Origin of the sequence: Gryllotalpicola ginsengisoli DSM 22003, from assembly GCF_000419445.1 — a bacterium.
GTDB classification, from domain to species: Bacteria; Actinomycetota; Actinomycetes; order Actinomycetales; family Microbacteriaceae; genus Gryllotalpicola; species Gryllotalpicola ginsengisoli.
Genome location: NZ_AULK01000005.1, coordinates 60,458 through 76,141, shown reverse-complemented (window position 1 = coordinate 76,141; position 15,684 = coordinate 60,458). Strand labels below are relative to the sequence as shown.

Sequence of the window (15,684 nt, the reverse complement as noted above, 5' to 3'; positions counted from 1 at the left end):
TCGCCTTCGCCTCAGTCGACGACGGCGCCGCCGAGGCGCTCGCCGGTCTCGACGCTGAAGACGTGCACGTGCCCCGTCTTCGGCGTGATGTACACGGTGTCGCCGGCGTTGGGGTGGATGCGGCCGTCGACGCGCGCGACGATGTCGGTGCGCTTGCCGTCGACCTCGGAGTGGCCGTAGAGGTAGCCGTCGGCGCCGAGCTCCTCGACGAGGTCGACCTCCACCTTCAGGCCGGTGCTCTCGGTGAGCGAGACGACGACGTCCTCCGGGCGCACGCCGATGGTGACCTGCGTGGCCGAGCCGAGGGTGTCGCGCTCGACAGGGATGACGGCGGTGCCGAACTTGACGCCGCCTTCGGTGACGTCGGCGGTGAACAGGTTCATCGCGGGCGAGCCGATGAAGCCGGCGACGAACACGTTCTTCGGGTCGGCGTACAGCTCGCGCGGGGTGCCCACCTGCTGCAGGACGCCGTCCTTGAGCACCGCGATGCGGTCGCCCATGGTCAGCGCCTCGGTCTGGTCGTGGGTGACGTAGACCGTGGTGACGCCGAGGCGGCGGGTCAGCGAGGCGATCTGGGTGCGGGTCTGCACGCGCAGCTTCGCGTCGAGGTTCGACAGCGGCTCGTCCATGAGGAAGACCTGCGGGCTGCGGACGATCGCCCGGCCCATCGCGACGCGCTGACGCTGACCGCCCGAGAGGGCCTTCGGCTTGCGGTCGAGGTACGGCTCGAGGTCGAGCATCTTGGCGGCCTCGCGGACGCGCTGGTTGCGCTCCTCCTTCGGCACGCCGGCGATGCGCAGGGCGAAGCCCATGTTCTCGGCCACCGTCATGTGCGGGTACAGCGCGTAGTTCTGGAAGACCATGGCGATGTCACGATCCTTCGGCGGCACGTCGGTGACGTTGCGCTCGCCGATGAAGATGTTGCCGCTGTTGACCTCTTCGAGGCCGGCCAGCATGCGCAGGGCGGTCGACTTGCCGGAACCCGAGGGGCCGACCAGGACGAGGAACTCGCCGTCTGCGACGTCGAGGTTGAGCGAGTCGACGGCGGCGATGTTCGAGCCGGGGTAGATGCGGCTCGCATTGTCATACGTGACGGTAGCCATGGCGTTATGTCTCCTTCACCGGCAGGTACGTGCCGGACGATCCGTAGTGAATGGATGTTGTGAGCCGTCCCCGACCGGTGTGGACGACGGCGGCCGCTCTCATGCTACGCCATGCATGGCCCCATTAAGATCGAGCAGTCGAACCGACGAGAAGAGGACTATGAGCAACGGCTCGCCGAGCGAAGACCGCCCGACGAACGGCGTCCGTGCCGCTGCGCGCGACAAGGCACGCCGGCTGCGGGTGACCCAGAAGAAGCGGGAGCGTCGCAGCCGCGTTCTGCTGCGCACCGGCCTCGCCATCGGCATCGCCGCGGTCGTCGCGATCGTCGCCGTCGTGATCGTCACCTCGATCCGCCCGCCCCACGCCGGGCCGGCGAACATGGTCAGCGACGGGGTGCTGATCGGGCAGGGGCTGAAGGCCGAGCGCAGCGCCGCGCTGCCGGCGGGCGCGAAGCCCACGCCGCATCCGATCGACACGACCGGCCAGGTGGTCAACATCGTCGCCTACGTCGACTACGGCTGCGCGTACTGCGGCGAGTTCGAGCGCACGAACGACGAGCAGATCGGCAAGCTCGTCTCCTCGGGAGCGGCGACCCTCGAGGTGCATCCGTTGCCGTACTACGCGAACAGCTCCGCCTCGACCACGCAGTACTCTCTGCGCGCGGCCAACGCCGCGGCATGCGTGGCGAACTATGCGCCGGACCGGTTCTACGAGTTCAACCGACTGCTCTTCGCGCACCAGCCGAAGACGGGCGGCGCCGGGCTCTCCGACGCGAGGCTCGCCGGGTACGCGGGGCAGGCCAAGGCGACGCCGCTGCGCGACATCCGCCGGTGCATCGAACAGCGCACCTACGCCGACTGGGCGCAGGACGCGCTGAGGCGCGCGACCACCGGACCCCTGCCGAACGCCGACGTGAAGAAGGTCAAGACGCTGCCGCTGGTCTTCGTCGACGGGCAGGAGTACAAGGGCTCGCTGACGGATGCGTCGGACTTCCGCACCTTCATCGTGCAGGCCCAGGGCGAGCAGGTGTCGACGCCGCAGCCGACCTCCTCCGCCGGCGGCGGCACCCCGACGCCCTCGTCGTCGCCGACGCCCACCTCGATCATCGTCTCGTCCACTCCGACGCCGAGCTCATAGCAGGGGCAACATGCCGCACGAGGCATCCGATCACTGAAAAGATGGCAGACATGCTCAACGCCCCCCGCACGGTCGCGGGCTCGCGCATCGTCGGACTGGGTCACTACCAGCCCGAGCGCGTGCTCACCAACGCCGAACTGGCGACGATGGTCGACACCAGCGACGAGTGGATCCGCACCCGCACGGGCATCGTGGAACGCCACATCGCCCGGGACGACGAGACCGTCGCAGACATGGCCGCCGCGGCGGCGCGGGCCGCGATCGCCGACGCCGGGCTCACCCCCGGCGAGGTGGAGCTGGTCATCGTCGCCTCGACCTCCGTGATGGATCACAGCCCGAATGTGGCAGGCCGGGTCGCCGCCGAACTCGGCATGACCTCGCCGGTGATCATCGATGTGAACACGGCCTGCTCGGGCTTCGAACACGGCATCGCGCTCGCCGACGCGTCCATCCGCTCGGCCCAGGTCACGCGCGCCGTGGTGATCGGCGCCGAGAAGCTGTCGTCGATCACCGACTGGAGCGATCGCACGACGTGCGTGCTGACCGCCGACGGCGCCGGAGCCTTCGTGCTGGAGGCGACCGAGGAGCCCGGCGTCGGGCCGATCGTGTGGGGCTCCGAGCCGACCATGTCGCGCGCGGTGATCGTGGAAGAGGCGACGGACAACAAGTTCACGCAGGACGGCCGGATGATCCTGCGGTGGGCGATGTCGAAGGCGGCGGCCATCAACCATGAGGCGGTGCGGACCGCCGGGCTCACCATGGACGACATCCAGGTGTTCGTGCCGCACCAGGCCAACCTGCGCATCATCGAGCCGCTCGCGGAGCAGCTCGGCCTCACCGACCGCACGGTCGTCACCGACGTGCAGGTCTCGGGCAACACGTCGGCGGCCTCGATCCCGCTCGGCCTGTCGAAGTGGTGGCACGAGGGGCGCATCCCGGCGAATGCGCCGACCCTGCTGTTCGGCTTCGGTGGGGGCTTCGCCTACGCCAGCCAGGTCGTGCTGACGCCGGACCGGCGGCCGTAGGCGCTCACGTAGGATTGCAGCGGCGGTTTTCCGTCAGGCCGACTTAGCTCATCGGGTAGAGCATCGTACTTGTAATACGAAGGTGGCGGGATCGAGACCCGCAGTCGGCTCTCTCTACTCGCTCGTGCTGACCATGAGGGGGATCCAGCCCTCGGGGATCTGCGCGTCGAAGGCGGCGCGGGCTGCGGCGTAGTCCGCGCCCTCGGCCTCGAGCTCTCGAGTGAGCGTGCTGCGGGCCTCGGCCTCGAGCTTGTACGGCTCGCCGATCTTCGCGTGCAGCGTGGTCACGCGCGCCAGCTGGAAGCCCTCGGGGACGCGCTGCTCGAGTTCCGCCCGCGCATCGCTCGGGTCGAGCGCCTCTGCGGTTCCGGTCCAGGTCTCGGTCGATCGGATGGTGCCGCGGATGATCACCCCTTCAGGCTACCGATAGCGCCGGAGTCGTTCCGGGTACTGCTCCTCGCATGATTGGGCTCATCATCCTGCTTCTGGTCATCTGGCTCGTGCTCGCCGTGTTGGGCTTCGCTATCAAGGGCCTGCTGTGGCTCGCCATCATCGGGCTGCTGCTGTTCGTGATCACCGCCATCTGGGGCTTCATCAGGCGCAACATGCGCAGCTGATCCGCCGGCGGGATGCGCGGGGCGGGCGACGGATGCCTCAGCGCAAACTCTCCCGGAAGGGGCGGAAGAACTCGCGAAGTTCGTGCACGTACAGTTCGGGCTGCTCGATGGGTGCGAAGTGCCCACCGCGCGACGGCTCGGTGAAGCGGACGAGATTCGTCGAGCGCTCGGCCCACGCACGGGGCGGCGGCACCACGTCGCCGGCGAAGATCGCAAAGCCCGAGGGCACCTCGACCCGGCGGGCGAGCTGCGCCGGTTCGATCGCCGCGTTGGCGCGGTACATGCGCAGCGATGAGCCGATGGTCCCGGTGAACCAGTAGATGGTGAGGTTGGTCAGGATGTCGTCCCACGAGTACGCCGCAAGGCCGCCGTCGCTCCAGGCGTGCAGCTTCTCGACGATCCACGCGGCGAGGCCGGCCGGGGAGTCGGTGAGGCCGACCGCGGCGGTCTGCGGTTTGGTGCGCTGCATCGCGATGTAGCCGCCTTCCTCGGCGTTCCAACGCAGGGCGTCGTCGAGCCAGGCCTGTTCCTCTGGCGAGAGCTCCTCGCGGGGGGTGCCGGGCGCGGGCAGTCCGGCGTCGGTGCGGTGCACGGCGATCACCCGGTCGGGGTGGTCGAGCGCCAGATAGCGGCTGACGTGGCTTCCGATGTCACCGCCGGCCGCGCCGAACCGCTCGTATCCGAGCGCAGACATGAGGCGGGCCCAGACGGCCGCGACCTCGATCGAGTTCAGCGGCGACGCCGGCCGATCGGAGTAGCCGAAGCCCGGCAGGTCGGGCACGATCACGTCGAAGGCGTCGGCCGGGTCGCCGCCGTGCGCGCCGGGGTCGGCGAGCGGCCCGATGACCTTCGTATACCGCCAGAACGAGTCGGGCCAGCCGTGGGTGAGGATCAGCGGCAGCGGGCGAGGCTCCCGCGCGACGGCACGGGCATGAACCACGTGGATGCCGAGCCCGGCCACCTCGACGCGGTAGTGCGGCAGCCGATTCAGCTCCGCCTCGCGTGCCGGCCAGTCGAAGCCGTCGGCCCAATACGCCACGAGCTCGCGCAACCCGTCGAGGTCGGCGCCCATGGACCAGCCGGCACCCTCGGGCGCGTCGGGCCAGCGGGTGGCGCGCAGCCTCGAACGTAGCTCGTCGAGCGCGCCGCTCGGGGTGGTGAGGGTGAAGGGCTGAGGCTGCGGCGAGCTCATGCGGCTCACTCTACGAGTGGGCGCCGACATGCGGCATCCGTCATTTTGTAAATCTGGATTGATAAATCTAGGCTGAGCATTATGACCTCGCCTGACCCGGATGCCCTCGCCGCCGAGCTGTTCGGCAGCCTGCGGCAGCTCGTGCTCTCACTGCGGCAGCCGCGCGCGCAGGGCGGGCTCAGCGCCTCCGAGATGGCGGCGCTGATGCGCATCAAGCGCGCGGGCGAGGCGACCTCCGGCGCGATCGCGCGGCTCGAGGGGATCTCGCCGCAGGCGATGGGGGTCACCGTGGCCGCGCTCGAAGCGCGGGGGCTCATCGATCGCACGAAGGATCCGGATGACGGCCGGCGCATGCTGCTGCGGCTGACGGATGCCGGGGAGGCCGTCTTCCGCGAGCGTCAGGACGCTCGCACCGAGACCATCGTCGCGTTGCTCGCCGAGCGCTTCACACAGGACGAGCTCGCGGTGCTGGGGCAGGCGGCGCCGCTGCTGCAGCGGCTGGCGGATGCGCTGTGAGCGGGGGTCTCCATTCACGGCTGCGCCGTGAGTCGACCAGCGGGCAGAGTCGGCTGCGCCGTGAGTCGACCAGCGGGCAGAGTCGGCTGCGCCGTGAGTCGACCGGCGGGCGCGACAGGTACCGGTGGGTCGCGCTCACGAACACGACCATGGCGGTGTTCATGTCGAGCCTGGACGGCTCGATCGTGCTCATCTCGCTGCCCGCGATCTTCACCGGCATCAAGCTCGACCCGCTGGCGCCGGCCAACATCGTCTACCTGCTGTGGATGATCATGGGCTACCGGCTCGTGCAGTCGGTGCTCGTCGTCGCGGTCGGCAAGTTCGGCGACATGTTCGGCCGGGTGCGCATCTACAACCTCGGCTTCCTCGTCTTCACGGTCGCGAGCGTGCTGCTGTCGTTCGACCCGTTCCACGGCGAGCCCGCGGCGCTCTGGTTGATCGGATGGCGCCTGCTGCAGGCCTTCGGAGGGTCGATGCTGACCGCCAACTCGCAGGCGATCCTCACCGACGCGTTCCCGCGCGAGCGCCGCGGCTTCGCGCTCGGCATCAACCAGGTCGCGGGGCTCGCGGGCATGTTCATCGGGCTCACCGCGGGCGGGCTGCTGGCCGCCTGGGACTGGCGCAGCGTGTTCTGGGTGAACGTGCCGGTGGGCATCGTCGGCACCCTGTGGGCGTACTTCATGCTGCGCGACAACGGCGTGCGGCATCCGTCGCGCATGGACTGGTGGGGCAACCTGACCTTCGCCGTCGGGTTGTCGGCCGTGCTCGTCGCGATCACCTTCGGGCTGCAGCCGTACGGCGGGCAGACCATGGGGTGGACCAACCCCTGGGTCGATGCCGGGCTGGTCGGCGGAGTGCTGCTGCTCGCCGCGTTCGTGTGGGTGGAGCTGCGGGTGGACGATCCGATGTTCGAACTGCGGCTCTTCAAGATCCGCGCCTTCGCGTTCGGCAACGCGACCCGATTCGGCGGCAGCCTCGCGCAGGGCGGGCTGCAGTTCATGCTCGTGATCTGGTTGCAGGGCATCTGGCTGCCGCTGCACGGCTACTCGTACGAGTCCACGCCGCTGTGGGCCGGCATCCTGATGCTGCCGCTGACCTGCGGGTTCCTCATCGCCGGCCCGATCTCGGGGGCGCTCTCCGACCGCCTCGGCGCGCGGCTGTTCGCCACCGCGGGGATGGTGGTCTTCGGCTTGTCGTTCGTGGGATTGATCTTCCTGCCCGTCGACTTCCCGTACTGGCTGTTCGCGGCGCTGCTGGCCCTCAACGGGATCGGCATGGGCATGTACTCCGCGCCGAACTCGGCGGCGATCATGAGCGCGGTGCCGGCCCGCTACCGCGGCGTCGCGAGCGGCATGCGCGCCACCTTCCAGAACTCGGGCACCTCGCTGTCGATCGGCGTGTTCTTCTCGCTGATGATCACGGGGCTCGCGAGCACCCTGCCGCACACGCTCACGCAGGGGCTGACCGCGCACGGCGTGCCGCACACGGTCGCGGCGCAGATCGGCGAGCTGCCGCCGGTGTCCTCGCTGTTCGCCGCGATGCTCGGGGTGAACCCGATCGAGTACCTGCTCGAGAGCTATCACGCGCTCGCCGGGCTGCCCCAGGCGGCGCAGCGCGTGCTGACCGGTCACACCTTCTTCCCGAACCTCATCTCGGGCCCGTTCCACGACGGCCTCGTCGTCGTCTTCTCCGTGTCCGCCGCCATCGCGCTGCTGTCCGCCGCGGCCTCCGCGCTGCGCGGCACCGGCGTCGTCGACAGCGAGCAGACGCGCCCGGCATCCGCCGCCCCCGCACCCCTCGAAAAGGAGAACGCATGAGCATCGAGCTCGACACCAAGCCCGCCCTCGTCGTCATCGACCTGCAGACCGGGATCGTCGGCATCCCCTGCGCGCACCCGATGGAGCAGATCATCGCGAACTCCGCCCGGCTCGCCGAGGCGTTCCGCGCCAAGGGCCTGCCCGTCGTGCTCGTCAACGTCGACGGGTCCGCGCCGGGGCGCACCGAGCGCAGCAAGGCGTCGGGCCAGGTCGGGGCGCGCACCCTGCCGCCGGAGGCGACGAAGCTGGTGCCCGAGTTGAACCAGCAGCCGAGCGACATCACCGTCACCAAGCGCACGCTGGGCGCGTTCCTCTCCACCGATCTGCACGAGAAGCTGCAGGCGGCCGGCGTCGACCAGATCGTGCTCACCGGCGTCGCCACGACCTCGGGCGTCGAGTCGACCGCCCGCTCAGCCTACGAGCTCGGCTACGACGTGGCCTTCGTCACCGACGCGATGACCGATTCGAGCGCCGAGGCCCACGAGGCGTCCGTGACGCACCAGCTCCCGAAGCTGGGCGAACTCGGCACGACCGCCGAGGTGCTGGAGCTGCTCGCCGCGCGCTGAGCCGGCCGAGCGCCGGGGCGCCTGGCTCCGGGCTGCTCAGGGCTCCGGCTGCGGGCCCTCGGCTGCCTCGGGCTCGAGCACGCGCAGCCGCCACTCGGGCACGTTCGCCTTCTCGAACGGGCCGCGGCCGTCGACCATGTAGGCGAGGTCGTCGAACGCGACGGTCCAGAACCGCGGTGTCGCGACCCCCGGGTAGCCGTAGATCTCGTTCACGCCGCCCTGCACCACGACGCCGACCGGCTCGCCGTACCAGGCGTCGGAGACGCCGTCGGGGCTCGTCACCGCGACGAGCACGCCGAGGCCCACGGGCGGCCCCGCGGGTCGCGCGGGCCGGGGTCGTCTGCTCCACCACGCCATGGCAGCAGGGTACGACGGGCGGATGCGGGCGGCATCCGTGTCGGCTCAGGCCGCGTGGGCGGCGGCGACGGATGGCTCGCGCCCCGGCTCCTCGATAACCTGGCCTGAACCGAGGGGAGGGGTGCGATGCGCGCCTTGCAGCCCGGCGCCGGGCCCATCCGCGCCGGCATCTACCTGAGCGCCGAGGCCGGCAACGTGCTCTGGGGCCGGCTGCCGTGCGGCGCCGACGACCCGGTGCTCGAGGTCGAGCCGGGCGCCGAGGTCACGGTCGACACGATCAGCCACGAGGGGCTGCTCGAAGACCAGGGCCGCGACCCGCGCGCCTTCTTCGCCCGCCACGGAGTGCCGCCCGAGGCGGTGCTCGCCGACGCGGTCGCGCTCGCCGCGAGCGAGTACCCGCGCGACGCCGACACGGACGGGCCGCACGTGGTCACCGGGCCCATCGCCGTGCGCGGCGCCCGCCCCGGCGACCTGCTCAAGGTCACCGTGCTGGAGGCGCTGCCGCGGGTGCCGTACGGCATCGTCTCCAGCCGGCACGGGCGCGGGGCGCTGCCCGGCGAGTTCCCCGAGGGGCGCGAGACGGTCTCGATCTTCGCCGCGCTCGACGGCGGCACCATCACCATGGCCCGGTCGGCGGGCGCGGAGGAGTCCGTGCGCTTCCCCGCGGCGCCGTTCCCGGGCATCGTCGGGGTGGCTGCGGCCGGCACGGAACGCCCGCACTCGGTGCCTCCCGGGCTGTTCGGAGGGAACCTCGACATCCGGCTGCTGGTGGCCGGGGCATCCGTCTACCTGCCGGTGCAGGTGCCGGGCGCGCTCGCCTATGTCGGCGACCCGCACTTCGCGCAGGGCGATGGCGAGGTGGCGCTGACCGCCGTCGAGGCGTCGCTGCGACTCACGCTGCGCTTCGAGCTGGTGCGAGCGGATGCCGCGGCCGCCGCCTTCGGCCACGTCGTCGGTCCGCTGGTCGAGACCGAGGAGTACCTCGTGCCGACCGGGCTCGACGTCGACCTGCGCGAGGCGATGAAGAAGGCGGTGCGCGCGGCGATCGCACTGCTCGAGGCGCGCTACGGCATGGACCGGGCGCACGCGCTCGCGTATCTCTCGGCGGCGACCGACTTCGACATCTCCCAGGTCGTCGACCGGGTGACCGGCGTGCACGCCCGGATCAGGAAGGCGGACTTCGCATGACCCACCCGGACCGCGGGCCCGACCCCAGGGTGTGGCGAGAGACCGGCGACCCGCTGGTCGCCGGGGTGCGCGGCGGCCCGCTCAGCGGGCACACCGTCGCCGTCAAAGACCTCTTCGCCGTCGCGGGGCACCGGGTGGGCGGGGGAGTGCCCGCGTTCCTCGCCGAGCAGGCGCCGGCCGCGGCCACCGCGCCGGCCGTCACCGCCCTGCTCGACGCCGGCGCCGACGTGGTCGGCATCGCCCAGACCGACGAGTTCGCGTACTCGGTGGCCGGGCGCAACGAGCACTACGGCACCCCGCCGAATCCGGCCGTGCCCGGCGGCCTGCCGGGCGGCTCGTCGAGCGGACCCGCCTCGGCCGTCGCGCTCGGGCCGGCGACGATCGGGCTCGGCACCGACACGGGCGGCTCCATCAGGGTGCCCGCCTCGTACCAGGGCCTGTGGGGGCTGCGCACCACGCACGGCGCCGTGCCGGTCGACGGCGTGCTGCCGCTCGCACCGAGCTACGACACGGTGGGCTGGCTGACGCGCGACGCCGACACGCTCGCCGCGGCCGCCCGGGCGGGGCTCGCGGACGCGCCGCAGCACGGCGGCGACGTGCGCTTCGCGATCGTCGACCTCGGCACGGCCGGGCTCGAACCGCACGTCGAGCGCGCGTTCCGCCGTACGGTCGACGCGATGATCGCCGCGGGTTTCGCCGTCGACGAGGCCTTCGAGCCCGGCGACCTCGACGAGCTGCGCGAGCTGTTCCGCATCACCCAGAGCCGCGAGGCGTGGCTCAGCCACGGCGCGTGGATCGAGGCGCACCCCGACGCGCTCGGGGCCGAGATCGCCGCGCGCTTCGCCGCCGCCTCGCGGGTGACGGCGGGCGAGGCGTCCGAGGCGCGCGAGGAGATCGCCCGCTGGCGCGAACGCGTCGAGACGGATGCCGCGGGCCGGGTGCTGCTGCTGCCGTCGGCCTCCTCGCCGGCGCCCGCCGCCGATGCGCCCGCGGCGTCGCTCGAGGTCGTGCGCACCGCCACCCTGCGGCTGACCTGCCTCGCGGGCCTCACCGGCCGCCCGGCCGTCTCCGCCCCGCTGATCTCCCTGCCCGCAGGGCCGCTGGGCGTGAGCTTCGTGGGCGAGCGCAGCACCGACGTCGCGCTCGCCCTGCTCGCCGCATCCGTCGCCGCCCGCCTGACCTGAACCCCGGAGTGAAACATGCCCGCCCAGCCGATCCACCCGCCCCACCGTCTGCTGATGGGGCCGGGACCCATCACCGCCGACCCCCGCGTGCTGCGCGCCATGTCGGCGGCGCTCGTGGGGCAGTACGACCCGGCGATGACCGCGTATATGGCCGAGACGCAGCAGCTGTACCGCGAGGTGTTCCGCACGGGGAACGACGCCACCCTGCTCGTCGACGGCACCTCGCGCGCCGGCATCGAGGCCGCACTCGTGTCGCTCATCACTCCCGGCGACCGGGTGCTCGTGCCGGTCTTCGGCCGCTTCGGGCACCTGCTGCGCGAGATCGCCGAGCGGTGCGGGGCGGAGGTGCATGTCATCGAGCGCGAATGGGGTGAGGTATTCCCGCCCGATGAGGTGATCGCGGCGCTCGACCGGGTGCGGCCGAAGCTGCTCGCCCTCGTGCACGGCGACACCTCGACGACCGTCGCCCAGCCGCTCGCCGACATCGGCGCGGCCTGCCGCGAGCGCGACGTGCTGTTCTACACCGACGTCACCGCGTCGCTCGGCGGCAACGTGTTCGAGGCGGACGCGTGGGGCGTCGACGCCGCCACCGCAGGCCTGCAGAAGTGCCTCGCCGGCCCGAGCGGGTCGAGCCCGATCACGCTCTCGCCGCGCGCCGTGGAGGTGATCCGGGCGCGTACGAGCATCGAAGCGGGGCTGCGTGAGGCCGACTCGCCGGTGTCGGCGCACCCGATCCGCTCCAACTACTTCGACCTCGGGCAGATCCTCGAGTACTGGGGGCCGAAGCGGCTCAACCACCACACGGAGGCGACCTCGATGCTGTACGCGGCCCGCGAGTGCGCGCGGCTGCTCGTCGAGGAGGGCATGGACGCCGCGGTGGCCCGGCACGAACTGCACGGGGCGGCGATGGCCGCCGGGCTCGAGGGGCTGGGCTTACGGCTCTTCGGCGACCAACAGCACCGCATGAACAACGTGATCGGCGTGTTCATCCCCGCAGGCGTCGACGGCGAGGCGGTGCGCGGCGGGCTGCTCACCGACTACGCGATCGAGATCGGCACCTCCTTCGGGCCGCTGCACGGCCGCATCTGGCGCATCGGCGTGATGGGCTACAACGCCCGCCGCGACGCCGTGCTGACCACGCTCGCCGCGCTCGAGCAGGTGCTGCGGCAGGCCGGCGTGCCGGTGCCTCACGGTGGCGGGGTGGCGGCCGCGCAGGCCCGCTACGCTGTGGCGGCATGAACGGCGCGTCACAGTCGGCCGAGACGGCGCAGGCGGCCCGGCGCATCATGGCCCGTGCCGACGCGCTCGGCGCGATCAGCGAGACCCCGGGCGCCCTGACCCGCACCCACCTCACCGAGGAGCACCGTCGCGCCGCCAAGCTGGTGGCCGGGTGGATGCACGAGGCGGGCCTCGCGGTGTGGACCGATGCGGCCGGCAACGTATGCGGCCGCATCGAGGGCGCCGGCCCCGAGCTGCCGGCGCTGCTGCTCGGCTCCCACATCGACACGGTGCCCGACGCCGGGCGCTACGACGGCCCGCTCGGCGTGCTGCTGGCCATCGAGGTCGCCGCGCGCGCGGCCCCCGGTGTGCTGCCGTTCGCCCTCGAGGTCGTGGCGTTCGGCGACGAGGAGGGCACCCGCTTCGGCACCGCGCTCTCGGGGTCGCGCGCGCTCGCCGGCTCCTGGGACGACGCCTGGTGGGACTGCACGGATGCCTCCGGCATCAGCCTGCGCACCGCCTTCGAGCGCTTCGGACTCGACCCGCGCCGCCTCCCCGACGCGGCCCGCGAGCCGAAAGACCTCGTGGCCTATCTCGAGGCGCACATCGAGCAGGGGCCGTTCCTCGAACAGGCTGGCCAGCCGCTCGCGGTCGTCTCGTCGATCGCGGGGGCGCGGCGCTTCGCCCTGACCGTGACCGGCCGTGCGGGGCACGCGGGCGGCACGCCGTACGAGCTGCGGCGCGACGCCCTCGTCGGCGCCAGCGAGCTGGTGGTCGAGATCGAGCGGATCGGGCAGGAGCTCGACGTCATCGCGACGGTGGGCCGCATGCACGCGTACCCCGGCGGCGTGAACGTGATCCCCGGCAGGGTCGAGCTGAGCCTCGACCTGCGCGCCGAGTTCGACGCCGACCGCGACGACGCGTGGGGCCGCATCCAGGAGGCGGCCGACCAGATCACCGCGCTGCGCGACCTCGAGTGGTCCGCGCAGGAGACCTACCGCGCCGACGCCGTGCAGTGCGCGGACTGGTTGCAGCAGGCTGTGGAAGAAGGCATCCGTGCGGCCTGCGGCGACGACCCGCTCACGCTGTGGTCGCGGGCCGGGCACGACGCGATGGCGGTCGCGGGCGTCGCGGAGGTGGGCATGTTGTTCGTGCGCTGCGGCAACCAGGGGGTCAGCCACAGCCCGGACGAGACGGTCTCCACCGGCGACGTGGCGCTCGCGCTCGACGCGTTCACCGCCGCGGTGCGCGCGGTCGCCGAGCGGTACGCGGCGCGCTCCTGAGCGGGCGGCGGCGCAGGCGGCGCGGGCGCGATCAGCGGGTGTCGACGTCGCGGCCCGACCACAGGTCGCCGCACTCGACCGGCCGCACGCCGTGCGCGTCGAGCCACCCCCGGCCGCCCGTGTCGCCGTGCAGGCTGCCGGCGAAGTCGGCCCAGTGCTGCCGCCCCACCACCACCGGGTGCCCCGGCCGCCCGGAGTACGACGCCCGGCGCAGCGTGGTCGCGCCGGCCCCGTCGAGCAGGCGGCGCAGCACGGCGACGGGCAGTTCGGGCAGGTCGACGAGCGTGATCGCCGCGGCGAGCAGACCGGGTGGGGCGGATGCCTCGAGGCGGCGCATCCCCGCGCGCAGGGAGGCGCCCATGCCCTCGGCCCAGTGCTCGGCGACGACGACGTCGACGCCGGCGGCTGCGGGCACGAGCGGCCGGGCCTCCTCGGCCGCGGCGCCGAGCACCACCGTGACGCGGGCGAGCCCGGCCTCCCGCATCCGTTCGACCGCGAGCGCGAGCCACGGGGTGCCGTCGGCGGCGCGGGCGAGCGCCTTCGGCACTCCGTAGCGGGTGCCGGCGCCGGCCGCGAGCACGAGGCCGGCCGCGGGGGTGAGAGCGGCCATGGTTAGAGTTATAGCCGCATCGAGAGGAAGGCTAGGGAATTGCCCCAGGCACCCATCACCGCCGAGGAACTCGCGCCCGTGCTGCCGCGCGCGCTGAACGTCGCCCGCTGGATCGACGAGATGCTCGCCGCGGCCCCCTACGGGTCGGTCGACCTGCTGGTCGCCCACGCCCTCGAGGCGGCCTCGCCGCTGACCGAGGCCGAGATCGACGAGGCGCTCGCGCATCATCCGCGCATCGGCGAGACGGTGACGGTGGACGGCGCGGAGGCGGCGCTCTCGGCGGCCGAGCAGGCCTCGCCCGACGCCGACGACGCCGAGCTGAACGCGCAGATCGCCGAGGGCAACCGCGAGTACGAGCAGCGCTTCGGGCGGGTGTTCCTGATCCGCGCGGCGGGGCGCAGCCGCGCCGAGATCCTCATCGAGCTGCGCCGCCGGCTGCTGCTCGACCCGGAGACCGAGCTCGAGACGGCGGCCGAGCAGCTGCGGCAGATCATGGAGCTGCGGCTGCGCGCCGCGTTCTCCGACCAGCCGGTGGTGGCCTCGGGCGGGCGCACCCAGATCACCACCCACGTGCTCGACACCGCCATCGGCCGCCCGGCCGCCCGCGTGCCGGTGCGGCTCGACGCATTCTCGGAGGGCGAGTGGCACGAGCTGGGCCGCGGTCTGACCGACGACGACGGGCGGATCGGGCGCCTCGGCCCCGACACCGTGCCCGCCGGGCGCTACCGGGTGGTGTTCGACACCGCCGCCTACTTCGCCGCCCGCGACGCGATCTCGTTCTTCCCCGAGGTGGCCGTCGTGTTCGACCTGTGGTCCACCGATGAGCACTTCCACATCCCGCTGCTGCTCAGCCCCTTCGGCTACTCGACCTACCGCGGCAGCTGATCAGGCGGTGCCGGTGGCCAGCGGCCGGGAGAGCATCCACCGCCAGGTGGGCGCCAATACGGGCTCGTGGTCGGCGCCGAGCGGTGTGCGGTCGGTGACCACGCGGGAGTGGCTCTGCACGCCGTCGCCGAGACGCAGGGTGGTGAGCAGGCCGTGCGCGCCCGTCGGCAGCTGCGCAGGCGCGCCCGCCCGGATGCCGAGCGCCCGCCAGGTCGGGGCGATCCGCGCGGCGTACATGTCGTGCACGTCGTCGAGCGCCCAGATGCGGGAGGCGGGAGTTGCGCCGGGCCGGCTCAGCCAGTCGGCGGTGCGGCCGTCGAGGCTCTGGGCCGGCGCGGAGAACAGCAGCACCCCGCGCACGGGGTAGCGATGGGCGATGAAAACGGCCTCGCCGCCGCCCTGCGAGTGGCCGGCGAGCACGAGATCCCTCCAGCGCACGTCGCCGTCCGGCCGCAGATAGCGCTGCCAGCGGCCCGCCGGGTCGTGCCTGCGCAGGTAGCCGAGCGCCGTCACCAGCCGGGAGTCGATCGAGTCGGCCGCCGTGACCCGGCTGAACCGCGTCGGGTCGGAGCCGTCGAAGCGGTTGGCGAGCATGGCGCCGTAGCAGCCCATGTCGCCTTCGCAGCTGCGCGCGAGCGAGGGGCCGGTGTTCCAGTAGTCCAGGCCGAGCACGCTGTAGCCCACGTCGTGCGCCTGGCGCAGGAACCGGGCGTACTCGGCCGGCTGCGCGCCCGTCGCGGGCAGGAACAGCAGCAGCGGTGCGGCGCCCGGCGCCGCGGCGGCCAGGTCGGGCGCGTTCGGGGAGAACCGGTGGGCGCCGCGCGCGGGCAGGCGGAACGAGATCAGCGCCTCGGCTCTCGCCGACCGGCCCGGCCAGGCGAGCGCGGCGACGGTGAGGGCGGCGACGGCAGCGACGAGCGCCAGCAGGCGCAGCATCCGTCGTCGTCTTCTCATCACGGTCGGATGCTAGGAAGCACAGGTCACG

At 72.5% G+C, this 15,684-nt stretch carries 17 protein-coding genes and 1 tRNA gene; 12 read left to right on the top strand and 6 right to left on the bottom strand.

All coding sequences use genetic code 11. The features are described 5' to 3' along the window. Positions 1-11: 11 nt before the first annotated feature. On the bottom strand, positions 12-1,103 hold the full coding sequence (locus H563_RS0110345; protein ID WP_022882534.1) for an ABC transporter ATP-binding protein: 1,092 nt from the start codon (positions 1,101-1,103) through the stop codon (positions 12-14). Positions 1,104-1,263: 160 nt separating this feature from the next. Here H563_RS0110345 and H563_RS16190 point away from each other — a divergent pair, with 160 nt between their 5' ends. The 3 genes from H563_RS16190 (at position 1,264) to H563_RS0110330 (ending at position 3,376) form a co-directional block, all read left to right on the top strand. Continuing rightward, complete coding sequence (locus H563_RS16190; protein WP_022882533.1) at positions 1,264-2,241, top strand: DsbA family protein; 978 nt, start codon at positions 1,264-1,266, stop codon at positions 2,239-2,241. A gap of 50 nt (positions 2,242-2,291) precedes the next feature. Then, complete coding sequence (locus H563_RS0110335; RefSeq protein ID WP_027479327.1) at positions 2,292-3,266, top strand: beta-ketoacyl-ACP synthase 3; 975 nt, start codon at positions 2,292-2,294, stop codon at positions 3,264-3,266. A 37-nt stretch (positions 3,267-3,303) separates the two neighbouring features. Further along, positions 3,304-3,376: transfer RNA gene (locus tag H563_RS0110330), tRNA-Thr, on the top strand. 4 nt (positions 3,377-3,380) lie between these two features. On the opposite strand, the gene H563_RS16185 is transcribed toward H563_RS0110330, so the two are convergent. Next, positions 3,381-3,677 carry a hypothetical protein gene (locus tag H563_RS16185; RefSeq protein ID WP_022882531.1) on the bottom strand — a complete coding sequence of 99 codons (297 nt, stop codon included), beginning with the start codon at positions 3,675-3,677 and terminating at the stop codon, positions 3,381-3,383. A gap of 50 nt (positions 3,678-3,727) precedes the next feature. Here H563_RS16185 and H563_RS17945 point away from each other — a divergent pair, with 50 nt between their 5' ends. Further along, positions 3,728-3,883: a hypothetical protein gene (locus H563_RS17945; protein ID WP_022882530.1), complete on the top strand. Its 156-nt coding sequence runs from the start codon at positions 3,728-3,730 to the stop codon at positions 3,881-3,883. A gap of 37 nt (positions 3,884-3,920) precedes the next feature. Here H563_RS17945 and H563_RS0110315 read toward each other — a convergent pair whose 3' ends face one another. Next, positions 3,921-5,075, bottom strand: coding sequence for an epoxide hydrolase family protein (locus tag H563_RS0110315; RefSeq protein WP_022882529.1), 1,155 nt, complete (start codon positions 5,073-5,075; stop codon positions 3,921-3,923). A gap of 81 nt (positions 5,076-5,156) precedes the next feature. On the opposite strand from H563_RS0110315, the gene H563_RS0110310 reads away from it, so the two are divergent. The 3 genes from H563_RS0110310 to H563_RS0110300 are packed head-to-tail and all read left to right on the top strand — an operon-like array spanning position 5,157 to position 7,974. After that, complete coding sequence (locus H563_RS0110310; protein ID WP_022882528.1) at positions 5,157-5,591, top strand: MarR family winged helix-turn-helix transcriptional regulator; 435 nt, start codon at positions 5,157-5,159, stop codon at positions 5,589-5,591. Then, the gene (locus H563_RS16180) at positions 5,588-7,408 is read left to right on the top strand and encodes an MFS transporter (RefSeq protein WP_022882527.1); all 1,821 of its coding nucleotides are present in this window, start codon (positions 5,588-5,590) and stop codon (positions 7,406-7,408) included. The genes H563_RS0110310 and H563_RS16180 overlap by 4 nt, the downstream gene beginning before the upstream one ends. Continuing rightward, on the top strand, positions 7,405-7,974 hold the full coding sequence (locus tag H563_RS0110300; protein ID WP_022882526.1) for an isochorismatase family protein: 570 nt from the start codon (positions 7,405-7,407) through the stop codon (positions 7,972-7,974). Before H563_RS16180 ends, H563_RS0110300 begins: the two co-directional genes overlap by 4 nt. Positions 7,975-8,010: 36 nt before the next feature. Here H563_RS0110300 and H563_RS16175 read toward each other — a convergent pair whose 3' ends face one another. Continuing rightward, a complete protein-coding gene (locus H563_RS16175; RefSeq protein WP_155865179.1) occupies positions 8,011-8,331 on the bottom strand; it encodes a hypothetical protein in 321 nt (106 codons plus the stop codon). A gap of 126 nt (positions 8,332-8,457) precedes the next feature. Here H563_RS16175 and H563_RS0110290 point away from each other — a divergent pair, with 126 nt between their 5' ends. The 4 genes from H563_RS0110290 to H563_RS0110275 are packed head-to-tail and all read left to right on the top strand — an operon-like array spanning position 8,458 to position 13,204. Further along, positions 8,458-9,519: an acetamidase/formamidase family protein gene (locus H563_RS0110290; RefSeq protein ID WP_022882524.1), complete on the top strand. Its 1,062-nt coding sequence runs from the start codon at positions 8,458-8,460 to the stop codon at positions 9,517-9,519. Further along, positions 9,516-10,703 carry an amidase family protein gene (locus H563_RS17940; protein WP_022882523.1) on the top strand — a complete coding sequence of 396 codons (1,188 nt, stop codon included), beginning with the start codon at positions 9,516-9,518 and terminating at the stop codon, positions 10,701-10,703. The genes H563_RS0110290 and H563_RS17940 overlap by 4 nt, the downstream gene beginning before the upstream one ends. 15 nt (positions 10,704-10,718) lie before the next feature. Next, positions 10,719-11,942 carry a pyridoxal-phosphate-dependent aminotransferase family protein gene (locus tag H563_RS17935; protein ID WP_022882522.1) on the top strand — a complete coding sequence of 408 codons (1,224 nt, stop codon included), beginning with the start codon at positions 10,719-10,721 and terminating at the stop codon, positions 11,940-11,942. Then, positions 11,939-13,204: an allantoate amidohydrolase gene (locus H563_RS0110275; RefSeq protein WP_022882521.1), complete on the top strand. Its 1,266-nt coding sequence runs from the start codon at positions 11,939-11,941 to the stop codon at positions 13,202-13,204. The genes H563_RS17935 and H563_RS0110275 overlap by 4 nt, the downstream gene beginning before the upstream one ends. Positions 13,205-13,235: 31 nt before the next feature. On the opposite strand, the gene H563_RS0110270 is transcribed toward H563_RS0110275, so the two are convergent. Beyond that, the gene (locus H563_RS0110270) at positions 13,236-13,814 is read right to left on the bottom strand and encodes a nucleotidyltransferase family protein (RefSeq protein WP_022882520.1); all 579 of its coding nucleotides are present in this window, start codon (positions 13,812-13,814) and stop codon (positions 13,236-13,238) included. A gap of 39 nt (positions 13,815-13,853) precedes the next feature. Here H563_RS0110270 and uraD point away from each other — a divergent pair, with 39 nt between their 5' ends. After that, on the top strand, positions 13,854-14,699 hold the full coding sequence (gene uraD / locus H563_RS18435) for a 2-oxo-4-hydroxy-4-carboxy-5-ureidoimidazoline decarboxylase (protein ID WP_022882519.1): 846 nt from the start codon (positions 13,854-13,856) through the stop codon (positions 14,697-14,699). On the opposite strand, the gene H563_RS0110255 is transcribed toward uraD, so the two are convergent. After that, a complete protein-coding gene (locus tag H563_RS0110255) occupies positions 14,700-15,653 on the bottom strand; it encodes a BPSS1187 family protein (protein WP_407635319.1) in 954 nt (317 codons plus the stop codon). Positions 15,654-15,684 lie beyond the last annotated feature (31 nt).

Coding starts and splice junctions, on each gene's coding strand:
- H563_RS0110345 (WP_022882534.1), bottom strand. CDS start 1,103: ATGGCTACCGTCACGTATGACAATGCGAGCCGCATCTACCCCGGCTCG.
- H563_RS16190 (WP_022882533.1), top strand. CDS start 1,264: ATGAGCAACGGCTCGCCGAGCGAAGACCGCCCGACGAACGGCGTCCGT.
- H563_RS0110335 (WP_027479327.1), top strand. CDS start 2,292: ATGCTCAACGCCCCCCGCACGGTCGCGGGCTCGCGCATCGTCGGACTG.
- H563_RS17945 (WP_022882530.1), top strand. CDS start 3,728: ATGATTGGGCTCATCATCCTGCTTCTGGTCATCTGGCTCGTGCTCGCC.
- H563_RS0110315 (WP_022882529.1), bottom strand. CDS start 5,075: ATGAGCTCGCCGCAGCCTCAGCCCTTCACCCTCACCACCCCGAGCGGC.
- H563_RS0110310 (WP_022882528.1), top strand. CDS start 5,157: ATGACCTCGCCTGACCCGGATGCCCTCGCCGCCGAGCTGTTCGGCAGC.
- H563_RS0110300 (WP_022882526.1), top strand. CDS start 7,405: ATGAGCATCGAGCTCGACACCAAGCCCGCCCTCGTCGTCATCGACCTG.
- H563_RS16175 (WP_155865179.1), bottom strand. CDS start 8,331: ATGGCGTGGTGGAGCAGACGACCCCGGCCCGCGCGACCCGCGGGGCCG.
- H563_RS0110290 (WP_022882524.1), top strand. CDS start 8,458: ATGCGCGCCTTGCAGCCCGGCGCCGGGCCCATCCGCGCCGGCATCTAC.
- H563_RS17940 (WP_022882523.1), top strand. CDS start 9,516: ATGACCCACCCGGACCGCGGGCCCGACCCCAGGGTGTGGCGAGAGACC.
- H563_RS17935 (WP_022882522.1), top strand. CDS start 10,719: ATGCCCGCCCAGCCGATCCACCCGCCCCACCGTCTGCTGATGGGGCCG.
- H563_RS0110275 (WP_022882521.1), top strand. CDS start 11,939: ATGAACGGCGCGTCACAGTCGGCCGAGACGGCGCAGGCGGCCCGGCGC.
- H563_RS0110270 (WP_022882520.1), bottom strand. CDS start 13,814: ATGGCCGCTCTCACCCCCGCGGCCGGCCTCGTGCTCGCGGCCGGCGCC.
- H563_RS0110255 (WP_407635319.1), bottom strand. CDS start 15,653: ATGAGAAGACGACGACGGATGCTGCGCCTGCTGGCGCTCGTCGCTGCC.